We start from the raw sequence: 16,721 nt of genomic DNA on the forward strand, positions 1-16,721 counted from the left end.
AGTTAATTTTGTAAAAACACAATCCTAGCGGCGAGTATCTAAGTAACGCTGCAATACTTTACGCAGGGTTTCGGCCTTAGTGCCATAAACCACCTGCACACCTTTGCCCATAACAATCACGCCCTTAGCACCCAACTGACTCAAACGCACCTTATTGACTAACTCAGGCTTGTGCACGCTCAAGCGTAACCGTGTCAAACAAGCATTAAGTTCAACGATATTTTCACGCCCGCCGAGCGCCGCAATAATCGCCCGTAAACTTTCTTTAGGTCCTTTACTGTCGTTATGCTCAAACCTACCGGGAGTTTTCAAATTAAAGGCTAAAATACTCAGTCTAAACAACAGGTAATATATTATGGCGGTTAAAGGCCCAAGGAAAATAAACCAGCTGGCATTACGGGACAATGGAAATAGCAGCGTAAAGTCCACCAGCCCTTGGGAGAATACTATGCTGTGGTGAATATCCAGCATAATACAGACAAAATAAGCGAGCCCAGTGAGTAAGGCGTGAATAATAAATAGAATCGGCGCCACAAACATAAAAGCAAATTCGATAGGTTCAGTCACCCCAGTTAACCAACTGGCCGCCCCCGCCGAGAGCATAATACCCGCCACGCGATTCCGCTCTGAGGGATCAGCACAGCGCCACATTGCCAGTGCAGCCGCCGGTAATCCCCACATTTTAATCAGATAACCACCGGCAAGGTTTCCCGCCTGCGGATCGCCTGCTAAATAGCGCGCCACCTCACCACGAACGACTTCATGCCCCAATAACTGATATTGGCCCACCTCTAAGTAAAAAGGCGCATTCCAAATATGATGTAAGCCAAGGGGAATAAGTAACCGCTCTAATGCGCCATACACGCCAAAAGCAATGGCTGGTTTTTGATAAACCGCCCAGTCAGATACCCGCTCAATCAATAAAGCTAAGGGTGGCCACACATGGGCGAGTACATAACCTAGGCTCATCGCTAGGGGAATAATAAGTAAAGATGCACTGCGACGTCCCTCGAAGAAAGAGAAAATCGCAGGCAAGCGAATATATTGACTCCAACGGACTGCGAGGCAAGTAATACCACCAAGCATCATACCACCTGCAATTCCAGTATCTAAGGTATCCATTCCTAATAAAGGTTGGGTTGGAAGTCGATACAAATCGGCCAGTGCGGCTAACGTCGCTGTCATCACCCCATAACCAAACACTGCCGAAAAGGCGGCAATACCTTGATCGCGACAAAAACCAATAGCAACAGCCACGGCAAATAACATCGGCATAATGGCGAAAATGAGTTTACCTACCGCCAGCATCAGCACTGTCAGCTCTTCGGGCATAAAAGGAATCGGACTAACAGTTAAGCCGAGCATAACCCCAGCTGCGGGTAAAATGGCAATAGGAATAAGCAGCGCTTGGCTTAAGCGCTGGGCAAATTTAAACCACTGTAGATTGACGAAACTACCTAAGCGACGAGCTCGGTTTTGACGACTTGATTCCAGCGTTCTAGCCATTTTATCGCTTCAACCTCAGGTTCCATGGTTTCACAGGCATCAATTTCGAGTAATTCCACCAGCGGCTTAGCGCCAAGTTCACTCAAGAGTGCATCTACAGACTTACCTGCACCGCAGAAAGTCTCATAACTTGAATCACCTAGAGCTATCACACTGTATCTAAGCTCAGGTAAGTAGGGTGCTAGATGTTTAAGATTATGGTACCAAGACTGAATATCATCGGGTAAGTCCCCTTGTCCGGTCGTCGAAGTCACCACCACTAACAATTCATCCTGAGGAGGAATAAAGCTTGCTACCTCATTAGGTTGCCACAATGTGACATCATAACCTAAAACTTGCATTTCTTTCTCTAGGGTTTCAGCGGCAAATTGTGCACTACCATATACAGTGCCAAACACCAGATTCACCTTTTTCATGATACACTCCACATCGCGTTGCAAACCTTATTAGGCTGACCTTACTTTATTGTTCAGCGTATGAGCAAGCTAAGGCGCAAATTTTTTATAAATCAAGCCATTGAGCGTGAGAAAATATCTAATGCGACAGTCCACCCGCCAAAAACACCTCAAACAGCACCATAAAACAACCCATATTCGACGTAAAAACTACTTCCACTCCGCCCAGCAAAATCTCATATCGCCACTTGCACTCACGTCTGGATTCTCAACCTTAGCCGTCATGATGCAAGAGCTGCGGCCACAAACAGCACAAACGCCACAACTCCACGATTAAGCAATCCACCTCGTTTTAAATTCGATGACTTTAGTTTCAATAACAAAGCAAAGTAAATGCACTTAATTTTATTCACGCGGCTAAGTTGATATCACCATATCAAGCATTGGCCGCTTGCTGTTCACGCCTCTTGGGCGATGAATAACTCAGCTTGCTGACTCAAGGTCGCCTCGTCCCAACCTAGCTCGGCAAACACGGTTTCCCACTCAGACTCGAGCTCGGTTTCTATGCTGAGCCGAGTTTGAGTTATTGGGTGTGTAAAGGTGAGTTTTTTTGCGATAAGCCACAGGCGATTAATACCGAAATGCTCACGAAAAAACGCATTTTGCTTACCGTCGCCATGGGTGGTATCACCGACGATGGGGTGTCGTAAATGTGCCATATGCCTTCTGAGCTGATGCTTACGCCCCGTTTTAGGACTCAAACGCACCAGTGCGAAACGGCTAGTGGAATATCGACCCGAAGGATACGGAATTTCAGTATTGAGTAACGGCTCATACGCCGTCACAGCCTCCTGCGCCGCTTTATTAGGATCGGCATTCTTATCGCCTAATTCATCCAACTCAACCTTAAGTGCATAATCTAAAATACCGCTCTCATGCATATTACCGCGCACTAAAGCCAAATATTGTTTTTCAACCGTATGGGAGGCAAATTGCTCACACAGAGCATTGGCCACTTCACTACTCTTGGCAAACAAGAGCACGCCGGATGTCGGCCTGTCGAGACGATGTACAGGAAACACATGACAGCCCACTAAGTCACGGGTTAACTGCATGGCAAAAAATCGCTCCCGACGCGCTAAATAACTGCGGTGGACCAATAAGCCTGCAGGTTTATGAATTGCCACTAAGTGCTCATCTTCATAAAGAATTTCAATCTCAGGCGCCTGCTCTTCTGAATCATCCTCTTGGGATACATTCACTGCATTTTCAGGCGTTTCAAGCCAGATATCATCTTGATTCATTTAACAACATATCCAATTCATTTAATAGGCTAATTAAAGTTTGGCGCGGGGGCATATCCAGCCAAACATGTTCAGCCATAGGGGCAATCGCAATTTGCGTCGGCAATGGCGCCCTCGTTTCGATTAAAGTCTGCATTCTAGGCAGCAAAATAAACTGCAGCCACTGCTCAAGGGGCATAAGATCACAGGCAAAAGGTGCTGTGCTTGCCATTGCAGCGGCAGCAGGCGCTTGCTCAGACCACAACTCGGCCGCTTGCAGCGCGTGGGTAATCTGAACCAATTTAGCTTGGGTTTGACTGTATAACATAGCTTTCAGATCCATTCTCATATTAGCCCTGTGTGATTCGAAAACTTCCCACAATTCACTGGCCGAATAGGTCGATTAAAGTGCCGCAATCATACCATCCAGACGCACTTCCCCCTATAATGGCGCCAATTTATTGAGCCTCTTTGATTGATATGGCAGCCAAATGACTGAAATTACAACTTTAAGCCAGTTTTTAACCACAGCCCAAACCCAGTTCCAAGTGTATGATCTTGGCCGTAGGGTGCAACATATTGATATGCTCGCATTTCACCAAATCGAATCTCTCGCTACGCCTTATCCTTACCCTATTCAAGGGCATGCGCAATTTGCTATTGTCTTTTGGGATGCTAGCCAGCAGCACTTTATTTGGTTTCTAAAGATGGCGTTAGATGAGCAAGGATTACTGTCGCCCGCGCCTCGCTCACAATTTATCGAAATGATATTAGCGGCATTAGGGCAAGATCCCACTCAGCCACTCAGTGATGAGCAGCAAGAACGACTCGCGAATAATCCGTTTAATTTCAAGCCAAGCCAGGAAAAACTTGCCGTATTTAACGCACTAGTTCGTAAACAACTTGGCCAACGCGCTTCATCACAATACGAGTTTGCCGTGCAATATCTGTCAGGCCAAATTGCCCCATCACAATGGCAACATATTGGAATGCAAGGCATAGCTGATGTGTGTGTACGCGCAAAAGAATTTGATCATGAGCAGCACTTGGTATCGAGTTTTGATACGGCCGCCATTGAAGTGCAAATCGCCCTATGCCAATGTCTTGAACACTTACTGATTAGCGACACTCTCGCCGATAAGATTCTCGCGAAACTTCAAGATGCAGCCCCAGAGCACCAAGCCTATTTCCTACGGGCTTTGGCTTCTAGCGCCAAACACAGCCAACAAGCGTTTGAGCATCTACACGGCCAAGCCTCTTTAGATACCAATGCCCTAATCAGTATTGCCGGACGTAACTGGTCGGTATTAAAACAAGATTCAAGTCGCAGTCTTTACTTAGAAGCCCTAGCACTGCAGCCCCAAGCCTTTTTTAATCAGGTCTTTGCTGATATTGTGGCTATTCCTAGTTTGCGCAATCAACTACTAGGCGAGTTAAGAAATCCCAATCGAAGCATTCAACTATCACAAGCCATAGGTGGTTTGTTTAAGGCAGCAAGCAAATGATGTCAGATTTACTGTTAATTATTGGCCTCGTCGTGATTGCCGCATTTTTTTGGCAGTTACGCCAAATGGCAGAGTTGAGCCGTATTTTTGCCGAAAAAGAATGTTGGCGACAAAAAGTGCAACTATTAGCCATAGCAATGGAAACCGCCCGCCCTAGCATTGGCGGCACCACGGGGATTTGTTGGAAAGCGAAATATTTATTTGAATTCAGCACCGACGGCATTAACCAGTACAGTGGCCATATTTGGATGCAAGGCAAGAAAATTCAAAAAATCGAATGGCCTATCTTCCCGGAGCCCGAATGGCAAGAGGCGCCGACAGCGCAGGGGAAATTTGGCGGTTGTGGTACGCAAAGCGGCTGTAGCTCAGGCAAGTGTCATTAAGTATTATCGACTATGATGCCCAAATAAGCTGTTCGCCAGAATTGAGAATAATCAGTTATTCTCTGGTGCTGCAAAATAACTCACTGTAAAAGTTATAAAAGAAAGGGCGCGGCCCTAAAGCCACGCCCTCCTATTCTCTGTTAAGCTATCCCGCTATTTTTGTGCTCCCTGCACCATCCATGCGTCAATCTGCGTCCTGCTTCATCCCTGCTCAATCCTTGAGGTCCTTGTACTCACGTACTTCCCTATCTCTTGGTCATCCAGTCCCAAGCTTGCTCTTTCCTGAGCGGTTCCATCATCATCCATGAAACGGGTATTGCATCCATTCAATTGCACTCCCTGTGCCATTGCCATCCTATGCAATAAGTCTATCAATCCTTGATAGTCTCCCTTCCTTGGTATTGGCTCTCTTTCATCCTGAAAAGCCTATATCCCTATCTTTCCTTAAGTCACATTCCTTAGTCACTGTTCGATCATCCTGATCGCCAACATCCTGTTGCCCGTAACTCCTTCTACAAGATGAATTCTACGCCAACCAACAAAAGTACTCATTGCGGATTATTTAAAATGTTAACGAAGATGGTGAGTTCAATTGACAGAAAATATACTAACCTACTGATATAAATAAAAATAATAACTAGCCACAAGACATGACCACCCTTTGGGCTTACAAATTACTTACATACTTGTGAGAGATCTCTTACACGGAGGATGGCAATTCGAATCAAAAGTAAGCAAAGCGCTAGATGTTCTCCCCTGAAGGACTTATGCATAAACCGCTATCGCTCAAAATTCGACAAGCATTCGGCGCATGACCAAAACACAGACAACACAGAGAGTAAATCATTGGGCAATAAGAGAAGTAAGACTGGTGAACATGCTTTACGGCAAGATGTCTTTAAGCAGCGTTAAGATAAAGTCTGTGTGAATAGCGTTATAGCGTTATAGCTTGGCAAAGCCAGATTAATGCTGAAAATGAACCAAAGAAAAGGGCGCAACTAAAGTGCGCCCCATTTATCCTTTGTAAGCCGTCCTGCTCGGTTTGTGCTCCCTGCACCATCCATGCGTCTGCTTGCGTCCTGCGTCGTCCCTGTAATCCCTTTTCGTCCCTGTGTATCAAACTTACGTGAGATAACACTCAGTCCCTTGACCTGTAAATCCTTTTTACAGAGCCTGTCACTTCCTATGACGTATTCCTATTGCATCCTGCAAAATTTATTTTCCATAGATTAGTACAAGCTGTTCACCCTTATACTTTATCCTTATCTCGACACATCCTGTTTCGAGTTCATGCTTAATCCTTAAGCGTGTCCTGTATTCTTCCTGAAATTCATCATCCTGACGATACAACTCACTGTCCCTAATCATCCTTGAAAAGCAATCCTGCTTTTCCTTAGCCTATCCGAGGCGAATGACAGTTTTCCTACCGTCAGCGATTTCAACCTTGAAATCTTAATTCGTTGCTTCTGGCGTCCCTTTGGCCTGTTTCGCTTTCCTTGCTATCCATTTGCTTTGGCCATGAGTGAATTCTACGTTAACCCTAACTTTTTTGTTCGGCTCAAAGAACGGACTACAAAATTAATTACGGACCAACCAAAGAAAAATAAATACAAACCAATGATTCTATTTAAAATTAAATATTGTAGGGCAAAAAACAATCAAAAAGAAAACATTATGTCCTACAACGTTTGTAAGCGATCTCTCACACGGGCATGGGCATCTCACTCGGGCAGTTTTTTTAACGTTTAAAAAAGCAGCGAATCATCTGCGCAAACATCACCCAATCTGCCATCAAACTGTAAAAAGGATACTGAAATGTCGCGGGTCGATTCTTCTCAAATACGAAGTGTCCCACCCATGCAAAACCATAACCAACAATAGGAATAAACCAGCATAGCCACCAGGCTTGTGAAACCAAGGCAATGCCAATCAGCAGCAGAACTAAACAACTGCCAACAAAGTGTAATTGCCGACAAGTCGGGTGCTGGTGTTGGGATAAATAGAAAGGATAAAAATCGGCGAAACGTTTATAAGAGTTAGTCATCTTGTTGAACCGAATAGAATAAAAGCTGGCCATGGACACTGCCGATACTCAGCTCGCCTATGGATACAAAGTCATGCTGAGTAAACAGTTGCAAGTGGTTCTCCTGAGCGATAAACACACCAATGCCATCCAAATCAGGCTGCTCATCACACCAACTCACCACAGCTTGCACTAACTTATGTCCAAGTCCTTTGTGCTGTTCATTTGGTGCAAGAGCAATAAACTGCAAAATACCGCAGTGCTTACTGGGTAAAAGTTCAATAATACTGGACTCTTTGTTCATTAGTGCTTGAGTCGATTGCCAACCTGTACCTAACAACATCTTTAAGCGCCAATGCCAATAACGCCCTTCCCCTAAAGGCACTTCTTGAGTAACTACACAGGCTAACCCAAAGAGTCTTTCATGGTCGAATAAACCAATGAGGGCTTGTTTTTGTTGCCATAACGTATTGAGTTCTTCCCTGATTGCGGCGCGCAATTTTTGCTCATAAGCGGCTTTGTCTGAGGTAAAGAGTGAATCGACAAAAAAAGGATCATCATGGTAAGCGTTATAGAGAATAGAAGCGGCAATGCGTAAGTCTTCCGCTGTCAAATAGACTGCACGGCAGTCCTCCAGAATTTCATTGTCCATCGTTAGCATTCCTTGACTTAGCTCACACTTTTTATGCGTAACTGTTAATCTACCAAGGAAACTAAAAAGTGCAAATTTTAATCATAGATTGCATTTTTCAATCAGGCGCTTACTCTAAACGAAGGCACTATACTGAAAAGGAAATAATGATGGATACAACTCCAGTAGACTTAAGCCACTTGTTTGAGCAACTCGGTTTAGACAGTAGCGACGAGGCCATAGCGCAGTTTATTGCAACCCATGATATCGACCATCACATCCATTTAAGCCAAGCGCCCTTTTGGACCCCTGCCCAAAAGAGCTTTATCATTGAAGGTTTAGAAGCCGATGCCCTCTGGACTGAGCCCATTGAGCAACTCGATACTCAGCTACGTAAGCTATAAAACTCGCGGGTTAAATTTTACTGTAAGCCGTTTCACCCCAACCCACTAAGGCATTGTTGCTCAGCACGATAGGCGTGCATTCATCCTTAGTGGTTTTTCCATCGCCATTATTACGCTGGGTACGATAAAACAACACTAAGACTTCTTTATTGGCTTCACCTTGTTGAGCACTTTGTTGAATATAGGCTTCACTAAAATCAGCGGTGCCCATTAAGATCATCACTTGGTCTTTAGGCATACCTAAACTCAGTTTGGTTAAGTTAGTGCGATTTTTATCCTGCACTTTCTCCCAAGATTCGCTGCTATCCCAACCCGATTCTCCATCACCGACATTGACCACGCAGCCGCTAAGACCTAAGCTTGCGAGCCCTAAAAAAGTGATGGCGATAAGTTTGTTATTCAATTTATGGTTCATCATGTGACATCCTGTGTAATTATTATTGAAGCTTAAAAAATGGTATTTCGGCTGTACAATAAGCAAAATAAATGCCACAAGACAACACACTGTTTTTAAATGAAAAACTTAATTATTATTTTAAAATTGGTTTAAACAATTCAACAAAGTAAGGAATTTTGCTAATTATGAGTCCCCTTGACCAAGTATTAGCGGCCGCACGTTCGCTCGAAGCCTGCGGTAAAGTACCGAGCCTTGCCTTAATTAAAACCCGTTTAGGTAGTAGCCTACCTTTACCTATATTGATCCAAGGCTTACAGCAATTTAAATCTATGCCTAAGGCAGATCGCGAGCGTTTAACTGAGTTGCAAACTATCAGCCCTACAACTGACGTTCCCGCAACTAACGATACCTTAACCCTTGCAGTGCTCGCCGAGCGCCTGCAGATGCAACAGGCGTATTTTGAACGTCATGCTGAGCAGCAAAAAACAGAAATAATGCAATTAAAAAACGAACTGCTTGAACTTAAACAACGCATCAACTTATTAGAAATCCAAGGAAAAACAGCTTAATGTTTGTCACTGAACTGCGCTTCGAATGCTTCGCCGACACCACGATATCTGCCGCCGAGAAGGCCATTAATCAGCTCCTTGAAGCCTATCGAGCTAATGGCCAAATCTTAGGACGAGAATTTGCGGTCGCCTTTAATGACGGTGAGTTTAGAGTGCGTTTATTGATGCCAGAGAAAAGCAGTTTAGCGCACAAATATCACAGCCCTTGGGTCAAAAAAGCCTTAGTAGAATTAACCGACGCTAAACTACTCGCGCCGCGGGAAAAGTTTATTGGTCAGGATATCAATTCTGAAGTAAGTAATACCGAAACACCCAGCTGGCAACTGCTATACACCAGTTTTGTGCATATGTGCTCGCCCCTACGTAGCGGCGACAATTTATTGCCCATTCCCCTGTACCGTATACCCGCAACCTTTAATGGCGATCATAAACGTATTATCCGTTGGCAGAGCGAATGGCAAGCCTGCGACGAGCTGCAAATGGCTGCAGCCACTAAGGCAGAATTTGCCGCGCTAGAGGAATTATCGAGTCCTGACAGTGATTTATTTCGCAGAGGTTGGGATTTGCGCGGTCGTATCGAATATCTCACTCAGATCCCGACCTATTACTACTTATATCGCGTTGGCGGCCAAGATTTGGCCTCAGAAAACACGCGACCTTGCCCACGTTGTGGCGGTCATGATTGGAAACTCGATGAACCTTTATTGGATATGTTCCATTTTCGCTGCGAGCCTTGCCGCATAGTGTCGAATCTGTCTTGGGATCATCAATAACATCTGTTTATCCCTTGCAGAACTCAACCTAAGATAAGCCACGCTTAGGTTGAGTTAATACTTAGGTTGAGAATAAAAATGTCGCTCACAGAAGTTAACGTTTACCGAAAAGGTTTTGCCACATACGTTTAAAACTGGCGAAAATACCAGGATGTTCTAATGCGGGCATAGGTAGTTCTTCATGTTTAACGGGTGGTGCTATCCGTGGCGATAATGCTTCAATAAACGCAGTCAAACTCGAGGACAATTGCTCAGATTGCACTTCACCAGGGATTTCAATCCATACGCTACCATCACTGTTATTGATGGTGAGCATTTTATCTCCCTCATCTAACAGACCGATAAACCAAGTCGGTGACTGCTTCAGTTTTTTCTTCATCATCAGATGACCAATCAAGTTTTGTTGCAGGCAGTTAAAATCGTCATCATTCCAGACTTGCAGTAACTCCCCCGTGCCCCACTTAGAGTTAAATAATACTGGTGCGGAGAAATAATGACCGTAAAAATCATTGATCTCTGGCCATAAAGTTAACTCCAGTGCATGCTCTACATTGGCGAAACTGCCTTCAACTTTGCGTTTCACTGGCTGCCAAGAAACAGCCTGTTCAAGATCGGGTTGAAATTCGCCTTGAATACACACAGAAGGCTCACCCTGTGGGTAATAACGCGGTAGTTCACCTAAACTCGTTAAGTAAGCTTGATGATAGTTTTGCAAAAATTTATCGAGTGCGGGCAGACAAGACACTTAAGCACAATCCAATTTCAGGTATAATGTGCGCCTATTTTGACATGGAAACAGTATTGATGACACAGAATCACGATCCCTATAGTGATGCGCAAGCGCTTGTTGGCCTGACTTTAGGTAAAGCCACCAACTACCAAGCCGAGTATGATGCGTCGCTGCTGCAAGGGGTTCCACGCTCACTAAACCGTAATGCTATTGCACTCACTGGGACGTTACCGTTTCATGGTGCCGATATCTGGACGGGTTATGAGCTGTCTTGGTTAAATGCCAAAGGTAAGCCTATGGTGGCCATAGCTGAATTTCATTTAAGCTATGAAAGCCTGAATCTGATTGAGTCGAAATCGTTCAAACTGTATCTCAATAGCTTTAATCAAACCAAGTTTGATAGCCTAGATTCACTGCAAAAAACCTTAGTGCAAGACTTAAGTCAGTGTGCTCAAGGTGATGTTAGCGTTAAGATTATCGAGCCCAAAAGCTTTGGTATTCAGCGTATTATTGAGTTGCCAGGCACTTGTATTGACGATCTCGATATTGAAGTCAGCGATTATAGTTTTAATCCTGATTACTTAGTTAACAGTACAGACGATAAGCAAACGGTCGCGGAAACGCTTAATTCAAACCTGCTGAAATCCAACTGTTTGATCACTTCGCAACCCGATTGGGGCAGCGTGATGATCCGTTATCAAGGCCCTAAAATCGATCGTGAGAAACTGCTGCGCTATTTGATTTCTTTCCGCCAACATAACGAATTCCACGAGCAATGTGTCGAGCGAATTTTCGTCGATTTAAAACGTTTCTGTCATTGCACTAAATTGACGGTTTACGCCCGCTACACGCGTCGCGGTGGTTTAGATATCAACCCTTATCGCAGTGACTTCGAGCAACCTGGTGAAAGCCACAGACTCGCAAGACAGTAATGACCTTCCTAGGCTATTAGATTAACAATCTGAGATAGAAAATAAAATTTAAAAACTGCAACAAAGCTCTGAGTCGCTAGCCCTAGCTGCTCGCTAGATTCAGAGCTTTTTTATTCACAGTGTTTGCACTCGCATTGAGCAATAAACGCCGTAGCCATTGATGGCTCGGGTTTTGGGTATATTTACTGCTCCACACCATATACAAATCAATTGGCCTTGTTTTCAGGGGCATAGGTAAAATCTGTAAGCCGAACATCTCAGCGTACTGACTGGCGTACCGCAAAGGCGCTATGCCTATCGCCTCACTTTTGCCGACAGTTGCAAACATACTCAATAGAGATGATTGCTCACTGTACATTTTGCGCCTTGGTAACACGCCTTCGGTAAACAAATCCCCCGCAGTCAAATTAAAACGCCTTAGATTCAAAAAGACGTGTTTCTCCTCAAAATACTGTTCATGGCTAATGACACCTTGAATACGAGGATGCTGCAAACTGACGATACAAACGAGGGTTTCGGTGAAGAGTAATTTACTCGAGAGCAAACTTTGCTGCGCGGGCTTAATGTCTATGGCAACGGCGACCCGCTCAAGCAAAATATCGCGATATAGATCATCCTCCTGCGGCGGCGACTCGCGGAAAATGACTTCAATATCCGCATTCTGTAACAAAGCCTGCACGCCTGATTGCAGCGCTTCGATAACCGACTCATTAGCATATACATAAAAGCGCCGCTGGCTCGAGTTGGGATCAAAATGCTCAAACCCCAGTAATACGGTTTCAATATCCGCCATGGGCTGCTCAAATTTACGGTACATCTCCCGTGCCACCGATGTAGGCTCAATTCCCCGTCCAACCCGATTAAACAGCGACTCCCCGACCCAAGCCCTGAACCGGCTTATCGCATTACTCACGGAAGACTGAGTTAAATCTAACTCCTGTGCCGCTTGGGTGAATGAACGAGTACGGTAAACCACCATAAACACGCGTAATAAATTTAAATCTAATGGCTTTCGTGTCGGCATAAAAGAGTGCACTCATTCACTATATGAATATTACAACCCAAGCTAACTCGAGTTATCTAAATACACAAGCTGGCTATACTCAAACCATCGACGACACTATCCCACTTTTCGGTAGGTAAAATAATGCAAAAATCTTTGATGACAATGAGTATTATCGCCAGCTTCTCTTTAAGCGCCGTGGCCGCTGAACACGAGCATGAACATATTAGCCTGCACTATCAGGGAAAGCCTGCCACCGAGCAAACCATTGCGGTAAATAAAGCCTCAGCAGCAAGCCTTAATTTTGCTGACAAAAAAGCCTTTGAAGAGTTTTCTAAAAATCTTATTGCTGAACTCGATGAACCAACAGCAGCCATTTTACGTGCCGATTTCAGCTTTATTGGCGACAAAACCCCAGACACAGTCAACCCTTCACTTTATCGCCAAGCTCAATTGAATATGGTGTCTAACGGCTTATACAAGGTCACAGATGGCATTTATCAAGTGCGTGGCACAGACTTATCGAACTTAACCCTTATCCGCGGTAAAACGGGTTGGATCCTTTATGACGTGCTGCTCACCAAAGAAGCGGCAAAATTATCCCTCGAGTTTGCGCTTAAACACTTGCCCGAGGGCAATAACTTACCCGTAGTCGCGATGATTTATTCCCACAGTCATGGAGATCATTTTGGCGGCTCCCGCGCCATCAAAGAGATGTATCCGAATGTCAAAGTCTATGGTTCCAATAACATCACCAAAGAAATTGTCGACGAAAACGTGCTTGCCGGTAATGCCATGAGCCGCCGCGCCGCCTATCAATACGGCGCAACATTAGAGCGAAACAATCAAGGCATTGTCGATGCCGCACTTGCTAAGGGATTATCCAAAGGCGAAGTGACCTACGTTAAACCCGATGTCACCTTAAATGCAAAAGACAAGTGGGAAACACTCACCATTGATGGCATCGACATGGTGTTTATGGATGCATCAGGCACAGAAGCCGCCTCGGAAATGGCCACCTATATTCCCTCAATGAAAGCATTGTGGACCGCAGAGCTCACCTACCACGGCATGCACAACATTTATACCTTACGCGGGGCAAAAGTTCGAGATGCGATAAAATGGTCTAAGGATATCAACGAATTACTGACCCATTTTGGTAATGATGCACAGGTTATATTCACTGCCCACTCAGCCCCCGTATTTGGCAATACTGATGTAAACCAATACTTAAGAATGCAAAGGGATAACTATGGCCTAGTGCATAATCAAACCCTGCGTTTAGCTAATAATGGCGTGGGTATTCAAGATATTGGCGATGCGATTCAAACCACTATCCCTAAGGCTGTGCGCGATACTTGGTACACCAATGGTTACCACGGTACCTACAGCCATAATGCCAAAGCCGTGTACAACATGTACCTTGGCTATTTCGATATGAATCCCGCCAACTTAAACCCACTACCGACAAAAGATGAAGCGACGAAATTTGTGGAGTATATGGGCGGTGCCAAAGCCGTAGTGAAACACGCCAAAGCCGACTATGCCCAAGGCGAGTACCGTTTTGTGGCCACCGCACTCAATAAGGTCGTGATGGCAGAACCTAATAATAAAGAGGCAAGACAATTACTTGCCGATACCTATGAGCAACTGGGTTATCAAGCCGAAGGGGCTGGCTGGCGCAACATTTACCTCACTGGCGCCCAAGAGTTACGCGTAGGCATTCAACCCGGCGCGCCTAAATCGGCCTCAGCAGATATTTTAGGAGAAATGGACATATCGACCCTGTTTGACTTCCTTGCCGTAAAAGTCGATAGCCTCAAAGCTGCTGAACTTGGGCTAACCAGGCTTAATGTGATTAACCCCGACACCCAAGAAACGCTCTATGTTGAACTAAGCAACGGTAATTTAAGCAATATTAAGGTTGATAAACCAATGGAGGCCGATGCCAATCTTTATATTGATAAACGCTATATTACGGGGATTTTACTCGGAAAAGTCACACTTAAAGAGTTACTGGCCAAGGGTACTGCCAAGTTAGAAGGTGATAAAGATACCTTCGGTAAGATAGCGTCGACCTTAGTAAAGTTCGATGAAAGCTTTGAAATCGTCCCATTACCAAGCACAAAATAACCAAATAAACGCCCCGAATCTTCAGGGCGTTTTATGGAAAAATTACACTAGCACTAACCATTCTGACACTTGGCGAGTCGAGTTCTGTAAGCAAAAGAGTGAAGTACGGATAGCCATTTTCACGACATGTTCTCTCTCGCGCACTCCTTAAAGGCCAGATTAAAGTAAGATAATTAATTCGCAGACTCTGGCGTTGGGACTGAAGTTTTGCACTCAAGCAATAACTGCTGAAAATGCGCGCCTAAGTCTTGCTGGGCAAATTGCTCACTCGCGGTCACCATTTGCTTAAGGCTTTGTAAGGCTTGATCTAAACCTTGTTGCTCGATAAGACTTTTAGCATAAGCCGCCGCATCGGCGCCCTTTTGTAGCAAGCTCGCGACCTGATCAAAACTGATGTCTTGCTCCATTACTTTCTGTAAGTCACCCAGCAGTTCTGCCACTTTAGCCGACTCCACCAGCGAACCTTCAACATTGACTAACTTACCCAACGGATCTTGGCTGAGTTTTCCAGCCACACAGGCCGAAACTGTGCCTGCTGCCGCGCTTTGAGCCACAACATCTAAGCCATTGGCACGAATTTGCTCAACCACTTGCTGCAACTGTGGATCTTGGGCTAACCAAGCCTGCTCCAATTGCTGCTTTTCATCGCCACCAAAATAACCACAACCAGATAGCAACACCATCATAGTGGTAGGTATTAGGCACTTAATCCGTTTCATTGTTAAACCTCATTTATTTCATTCAAATTCAAAATATTATGGGCGTGACTATACCCAGCAATGTTTAACCGAAGATGAATAAGACAAGTTAACCATAATCGGCAAGTAAGGCTTCTATGTTGCTCAGTTGCGACGTTAGCATTATGGAAATCTCGGTGTTACCAGCATGCCCTAAGCTCACGGCAAAACGGTACTCCTCGGTCAAACGCCCAAAATAGGTTTGCCAATACAATGAACTTGCATCAATGGTTTGCAGCGGGATATTAGGATAGACACTCAGCAAAGGCGCCACACCATAGAACGGCATCAACGCTGCATCTTGGCATCTAAGCTCAACCAATCCGGCCACCAATTGCTCGAATGGCTTTAGATCAAAGCCGAAGGATTTAAGCGACTGCGCTAAACCTAGGCCAGTCGCCTTAATATAGGATTCCTTTAACGCCCATAAATCGAAAAAGCGCTGCCGCTGACTCGCTTCATCGGCGAGAGCGAGCAAGGCTGACGTTTCTTGGGGAGAAAAATAATGATTTAGGATTGGATAGATATCCGTCTTCGGCCGCGATCTTTCAATATCGACCCCAAATAAACCAGACTCAACACCATGAAACTGAGTCACACCAATCAATAACCAATCGCCGCTATGGCTTAAGTTAAACTCAAGCCCCGTTTGCTGTTGCAATTTTGCCGTTAAACTCGGCTTACCCTTAGCGCCATATTCAAAACACCACTCGTGTGGCAATAAATCCGCATAGCGAGATAACACGGCCCGCAACGCTGCCCTGACCTGTAATCCCTTTATTTGCGCCTTGGGATCGCGATAACGCGCGACCTTAGCGAGTTCATCATCACTTAACCAAGACTGAGCGAGTGATGTTTGCGGCAATGAAATATCGCTCAGTGGAATAAAAAATAGATCCACATTCACGCCGTTTTTGCTAGATGTTCTGGAGTCGGTCATTTGAGAGCCTTGCAGGACAAAGCCTTGCGGCTGATGGTTATCATTGTCTGGCTTTTTGGAGAGCACTTAGCAACATTCTTATCTGGGTTCATCATTATTTGAGTTCATTATGCATCTTAAATAGTTTCAACTAAGCCCAAGTTCAATTCTTAGCAGCACTCTAATTAGAGCAATTCTTAGAACGACTCTGAACGCCATCCTAAGCGCAAATTTTTGCTGCAATTGCGCCAAGATTTTGCGCCAAAATTAACAGGTTTAGCAGCACAGTCTCATTCATGACGAAAGGGCAGTAAGCCAATATTGGGCTATTTTACCCCGCTAACTCAAAAAAGCGGTCTTTATCGCCCCTAAAAATTTAATTCTTCCACTATCAAAGT

At 44.8% G+C, this 16,721-nt stretch carries 19 protein-coding genes; 8 read left to right on the top strand and 11 right to left on the bottom strand.

Going from position 1 to position 16,721, the window contains the following annotated elements:
- Positions 1-24: 24 nt before the first annotated feature.
- The gene (locus L5M49_RS15745) at positions 25-1,506 is read right to left on the bottom strand and encodes a PTS transporter subunit EIIC (protein WP_263266387.1); all 1,482 of its coding nucleotides are present in this window, start codon (positions 1,504-1,506) and stop codon (positions 25-27) included.
- Positions 1,458-1,922: a flavodoxin gene (locus L5M49_RS15750; RefSeq protein WP_113938961.1), complete on the bottom strand. Its 465-nt coding sequence runs from the start codon at positions 1,920-1,922 to the stop codon at positions 1,458-1,460. Before L5M49_RS15750 ends, L5M49_RS15745 begins: the two co-directional genes overlap by 49 nt.
- A gap of 121 nt (positions 1,923-2,043) precedes the next feature.
- Between L5M49_RS15750 and L5M49_RS15755 the strand changes: the two genes are divergently transcribed.
- A complete protein-coding gene (locus tag L5M49_RS15755; RefSeq protein WP_263266388.1) occupies positions 2,044-2,238 on the top strand; it encodes a hypothetical protein in 195 nt (64 codons plus the stop codon).
- A gap of 121 nt (positions 2,239-2,359) precedes the next feature.
- Here L5M49_RS15755 and truC read toward each other — a convergent pair whose 3' ends face one another.
- Both truC and L5M49_RS15765 read right to left on the bottom strand, forming a co-directional pair.
- The gene (gene truC, locus L5M49_RS15760; RefSeq protein WP_263266389.1) at positions 2,360-3,205 is read right to left on the bottom strand and encodes a tRNA pseudouridine(65) synthase TruC; all 846 of its coding nucleotides are present in this window, start codon (positions 3,203-3,205) and stop codon (positions 2,360-2,362) included.
- Positions 3,192-3,512 carry a YqcC family protein gene (locus L5M49_RS15765; protein ID WP_263266390.1) on the bottom strand — a complete coding sequence of 107 codons (321 nt, stop codon included), beginning with the start codon at positions 3,510-3,512 and terminating at the stop codon, positions 3,192-3,194. The genes truC and L5M49_RS15765 overlap by 14 nt, the downstream gene beginning before the upstream one ends.
- A 163-nt stretch (positions 3,513-3,675) precedes the next feature.
- Between L5M49_RS15765 and L5M49_RS15770 the strand changes: the two genes are divergently transcribed.
- A complete protein-coding gene (locus tag L5M49_RS15770) occupies positions 3,676-4,689 on the top strand; it encodes a DUF3549 family protein (protein ID WP_263266391.1) in 1,014 nt (337 codons plus the stop codon).
- Entirely contained in the window at positions 4,686-5,072 is a 387-nt protein-coding gene (locus L5M49_RS15775; protein WP_006080967.1) for a DUF3301 domain-containing protein, read from the top strand. The genes L5M49_RS15770 and L5M49_RS15775 overlap by 4 nt, the downstream gene beginning before the upstream one ends.
- Before the next feature lie 1,738 nt (positions 5,073-6,810).
- Here the strand turns inward: L5M49_RS15775 and L5M49_RS15780 are convergent.
- Positions 6,811-7,116 (bottom strand): DUF962 domain-containing protein, encoded by a 306-nt coding sequence (locus L5M49_RS15780; RefSeq protein ID WP_263266392.1) that lies wholly within the window; start codon positions 7,114-7,116, stop codon positions 6,811-6,813.
- The gene (locus L5M49_RS15785) at positions 7,109-7,747 is read right to left on the bottom strand and encodes a GNAT family N-acetyltransferase (RefSeq protein WP_028760619.1); all 639 of its coding nucleotides are present in this window, start codon (positions 7,745-7,747) and stop codon (positions 7,109-7,111) included. Before L5M49_RS15785 ends, L5M49_RS15780 begins: the two co-directional genes overlap by 8 nt.
- 149 nt (positions 7,748-7,896) lie before the next feature.
- Between L5M49_RS15785 and L5M49_RS15790 the strand changes: the two genes are divergently transcribed.
- Positions 7,897-8,130 carry a DUF2789 domain-containing protein gene (locus L5M49_RS15790; RefSeq protein ID WP_012588139.1) on the top strand — a complete coding sequence of 78 codons (234 nt, stop codon included), beginning with the start codon at positions 7,897-7,899 and terminating at the stop codon, positions 8,128-8,130.
- Positions 8,131-8,140: 10 nt separating this feature from the next.
- On the opposite strand, the gene L5M49_RS15795 is transcribed toward L5M49_RS15790, so the two are convergent.
- A complete protein-coding gene (locus L5M49_RS15795; protein WP_263266393.1) occupies positions 8,141-8,548 on the bottom strand; it encodes a DUF3192 domain-containing protein in 408 nt (135 codons plus the stop codon).
- A gap of 164 nt (positions 8,549-8,712) precedes the next feature.
- On the opposite strand from L5M49_RS15795, the gene L5M49_RS15800 reads away from it, so the two are divergent.
- Both L5M49_RS15800 and L5M49_RS15805 read left to right on the top strand, forming a co-directional pair.
- Positions 8,713-9,096, top strand: coding sequence for a hypothetical protein (locus L5M49_RS15800; protein WP_168823200.1), 384 nt, complete (start codon positions 8,713-8,715; stop codon positions 9,094-9,096).
- Positions 9,096-9,869, top strand: a complete 774-nt coding sequence (locus tag L5M49_RS15805) for a Zn-ribbon-containing protein (RefSeq protein ID WP_263266394.1) — start codon at positions 9,096-9,098, stop codon at positions 9,867-9,869. Before L5M49_RS15800 ends, L5M49_RS15805 begins: the two co-directional genes overlap by 1 nt.
- A 94-nt stretch (positions 9,870-9,963) precedes the next feature.
- Here the strand turns inward: L5M49_RS15805 and syd are convergent, their stop codons facing one another.
- Positions 9,964-10,614 (bottom strand): SecY-interacting protein, encoded by a 651-nt coding sequence (syd, locus tag L5M49_RS15810; RefSeq protein ID WP_263266395.1) that lies wholly within the window; start codon positions 10,612-10,614, stop codon positions 9,964-9,966.
- Between the two features lie 59 nt (positions 10,615-10,673).
- Here syd and queF point away from each other — a divergent pair, with 59 nt between their 5' ends.
- Positions 10,674-11,531, top strand: a complete 858-nt coding sequence (queF, locus tag L5M49_RS15815; RefSeq protein ID WP_263266396.1) for an NADPH-dependent 7-cyano-7-deazaguanine reductase QueF — start codon at positions 10,674-10,676, stop codon at positions 11,529-11,531.
- An 82-nt stretch (positions 11,532-11,613) separates the two neighbouring features.
- Here the strand turns inward: queF and L5M49_RS15820 are convergent, their stop codons facing one another.
- The gene (locus L5M49_RS15820; RefSeq protein WP_263266397.1) at positions 11,614-12,555 is read right to left on the bottom strand and encodes a LysR family transcriptional regulator; all 942 of its coding nucleotides are present in this window, start codon (positions 12,553-12,555) and stop codon (positions 11,614-11,616) included.
- 123 nt (positions 12,556-12,678) lie between these two features.
- Here L5M49_RS15820 and L5M49_RS15825 point away from each other — a divergent pair, with 123 nt between their 5' ends.
- Entirely contained in the window at positions 12,679-14,667 is a 1,989-nt protein-coding gene (locus L5M49_RS15825; RefSeq protein ID WP_263266398.1) for an alkyl/aryl-sulfatase, read from the top strand.
- A gap of 173 nt (positions 14,668-14,840) precedes the next feature.
- Here the strand turns inward: L5M49_RS15825 and L5M49_RS15830 are convergent, their stop codons facing one another.
- Entirely contained in the window at positions 14,841-15,386 is a 546-nt protein-coding gene (locus L5M49_RS15830; protein ID WP_263179961.1) for a hypothetical protein, read from the bottom strand.
- A gap of 88 nt (positions 15,387-15,474) precedes the next feature.
- Complete coding sequence (locus L5M49_RS15835) at positions 15,475-16,344, bottom strand: 4'-phosphopantetheinyl transferase family protein (protein ID WP_263266400.1); 870 nt, start codon at positions 16,342-16,344, stop codon at positions 15,475-15,477.
- Positions 16,345-16,721: the final 377 nt, after the last annotated feature.

The organism is Shewanella sp. SM74 (genome assembly GCF_025653725.1).
In the GTDB taxonomy this organism is placed as follows: Bacteria; Pseudomonadota; Gammaproteobacteria; order Enterobacterales; family Shewanellaceae; genus Shewanella; species Shewanella oncorhynchi.

Excerpts from the sequence above, each read along its gene's own strand:
- L5M49_RS15745 (WP_263266387.1), bottom strand. The coding sequence starts at position 1,506 with ATGGCTAGAACGCTGGAATCAAGTCGTCAAAACCGAGCTCGTCGCTTA.
- L5M49_RS15805 (WP_263266394.1), top strand. The coding sequence starts at position 9,096 with ATGTTTGTCACTGAACTGCGCTTCGAATGCTTCGCCGACACCACGATA.
- L5M49_RS15780 (WP_263266392.1), bottom strand. The coding sequence starts at position 7,116 with ATGACTAACTCTTATAAACGTTTCGCCGATTTTTATCCTTTCTATTTA.
- L5M49_RS15790 (WP_012588139.1), top strand. The coding sequence starts at position 7,897 with ATGGATACAACTCCAGTAGACTTAAGCCACTTGTTTGAGCAACTCGGT.
- queF (WP_263266396.1), top strand. The coding sequence starts at position 10,674 with ATGACACAGAATCACGATCCCTATAGTGATGCGCAAGCGCTTGTTGGC.
- L5M49_RS15785 (WP_028760619.1), bottom strand. The coding sequence starts at position 7,747 with ATGGACAATGAAATTCTGGAGGACTGCCGTGCAGTCTATTTGACAGCG.
- L5M49_RS15775 (WP_006080967.1), top strand. The coding sequence starts at position 4,686 with ATGATGTCAGATTTACTGTTAATTATTGGCCTCGTCGTGATTGCCGCA.
- L5M49_RS15750 (WP_113938961.1), bottom strand. The coding sequence starts at position 1,922 with ATGAAAAAGGTGAATCTGGTGTTTGGCACTGTATATGGTAGTGCACAA.
- L5M49_RS15770 (WP_263266391.1), top strand. The coding sequence starts at position 3,676 with ATGACTGAAATTACAACTTTAAGCCAGTTTTTAACCACAGCCCAAACC.
- L5M49_RS15825 (WP_263266398.1), top strand. The coding sequence starts at position 12,679 with ATGCAAAAATCTTTGATGACAATGAGTATTATCGCCAGCTTCTCTTTA.
- L5M49_RS15795 (WP_263266393.1), bottom strand. The coding sequence starts at position 8,548 with ATGATGAACCATAAATTGAATAACAAACTTATCGCCATCACTTTTTTA.
- L5M49_RS15765 (WP_263266390.1), bottom strand. The coding sequence starts at position 3,512 with ATGTTATACAGTCAAACCCAAGCTAAATTGGTTCAGATTACCCACGCG.
- L5M49_RS15830 (WP_263179961.1), bottom strand. The coding sequence starts at position 15,386 with ATGAAACGGATTAAGTGCCTAATACCTACCACTATGATGGTGTTGCTA.
- L5M49_RS15755 (WP_263266388.1), top strand. The coding sequence starts at position 2,044 with ATGCGACAGTCCACCCGCCAAAAACACCTCAAACAGCACCATAAAACA.
- L5M49_RS15820 (WP_263266397.1), bottom strand. The coding sequence starts at position 12,555 with ATGCCGACACGAAAGCCATTAGATTTAAATTTATTACGCGTGTTTATG.
- L5M49_RS15800 (WP_168823200.1), top strand. The coding sequence starts at position 8,713 with ATGAGTCCCCTTGACCAAGTATTAGCGGCCGCACGTTCGCTCGAAGCC.
- truC (WP_263266389.1), bottom strand. The coding sequence starts at position 3,205 with ATGAATCAAGATGATATCTGGCTTGAAACGCCTGAAAATGCAGTGAAT.
- L5M49_RS15835 (WP_263266400.1), bottom strand. The coding sequence starts at position 16,344 with ATGACCGACTCCAGAACATCTAGCAAAAACGGCGTGAATGTGGATCTA.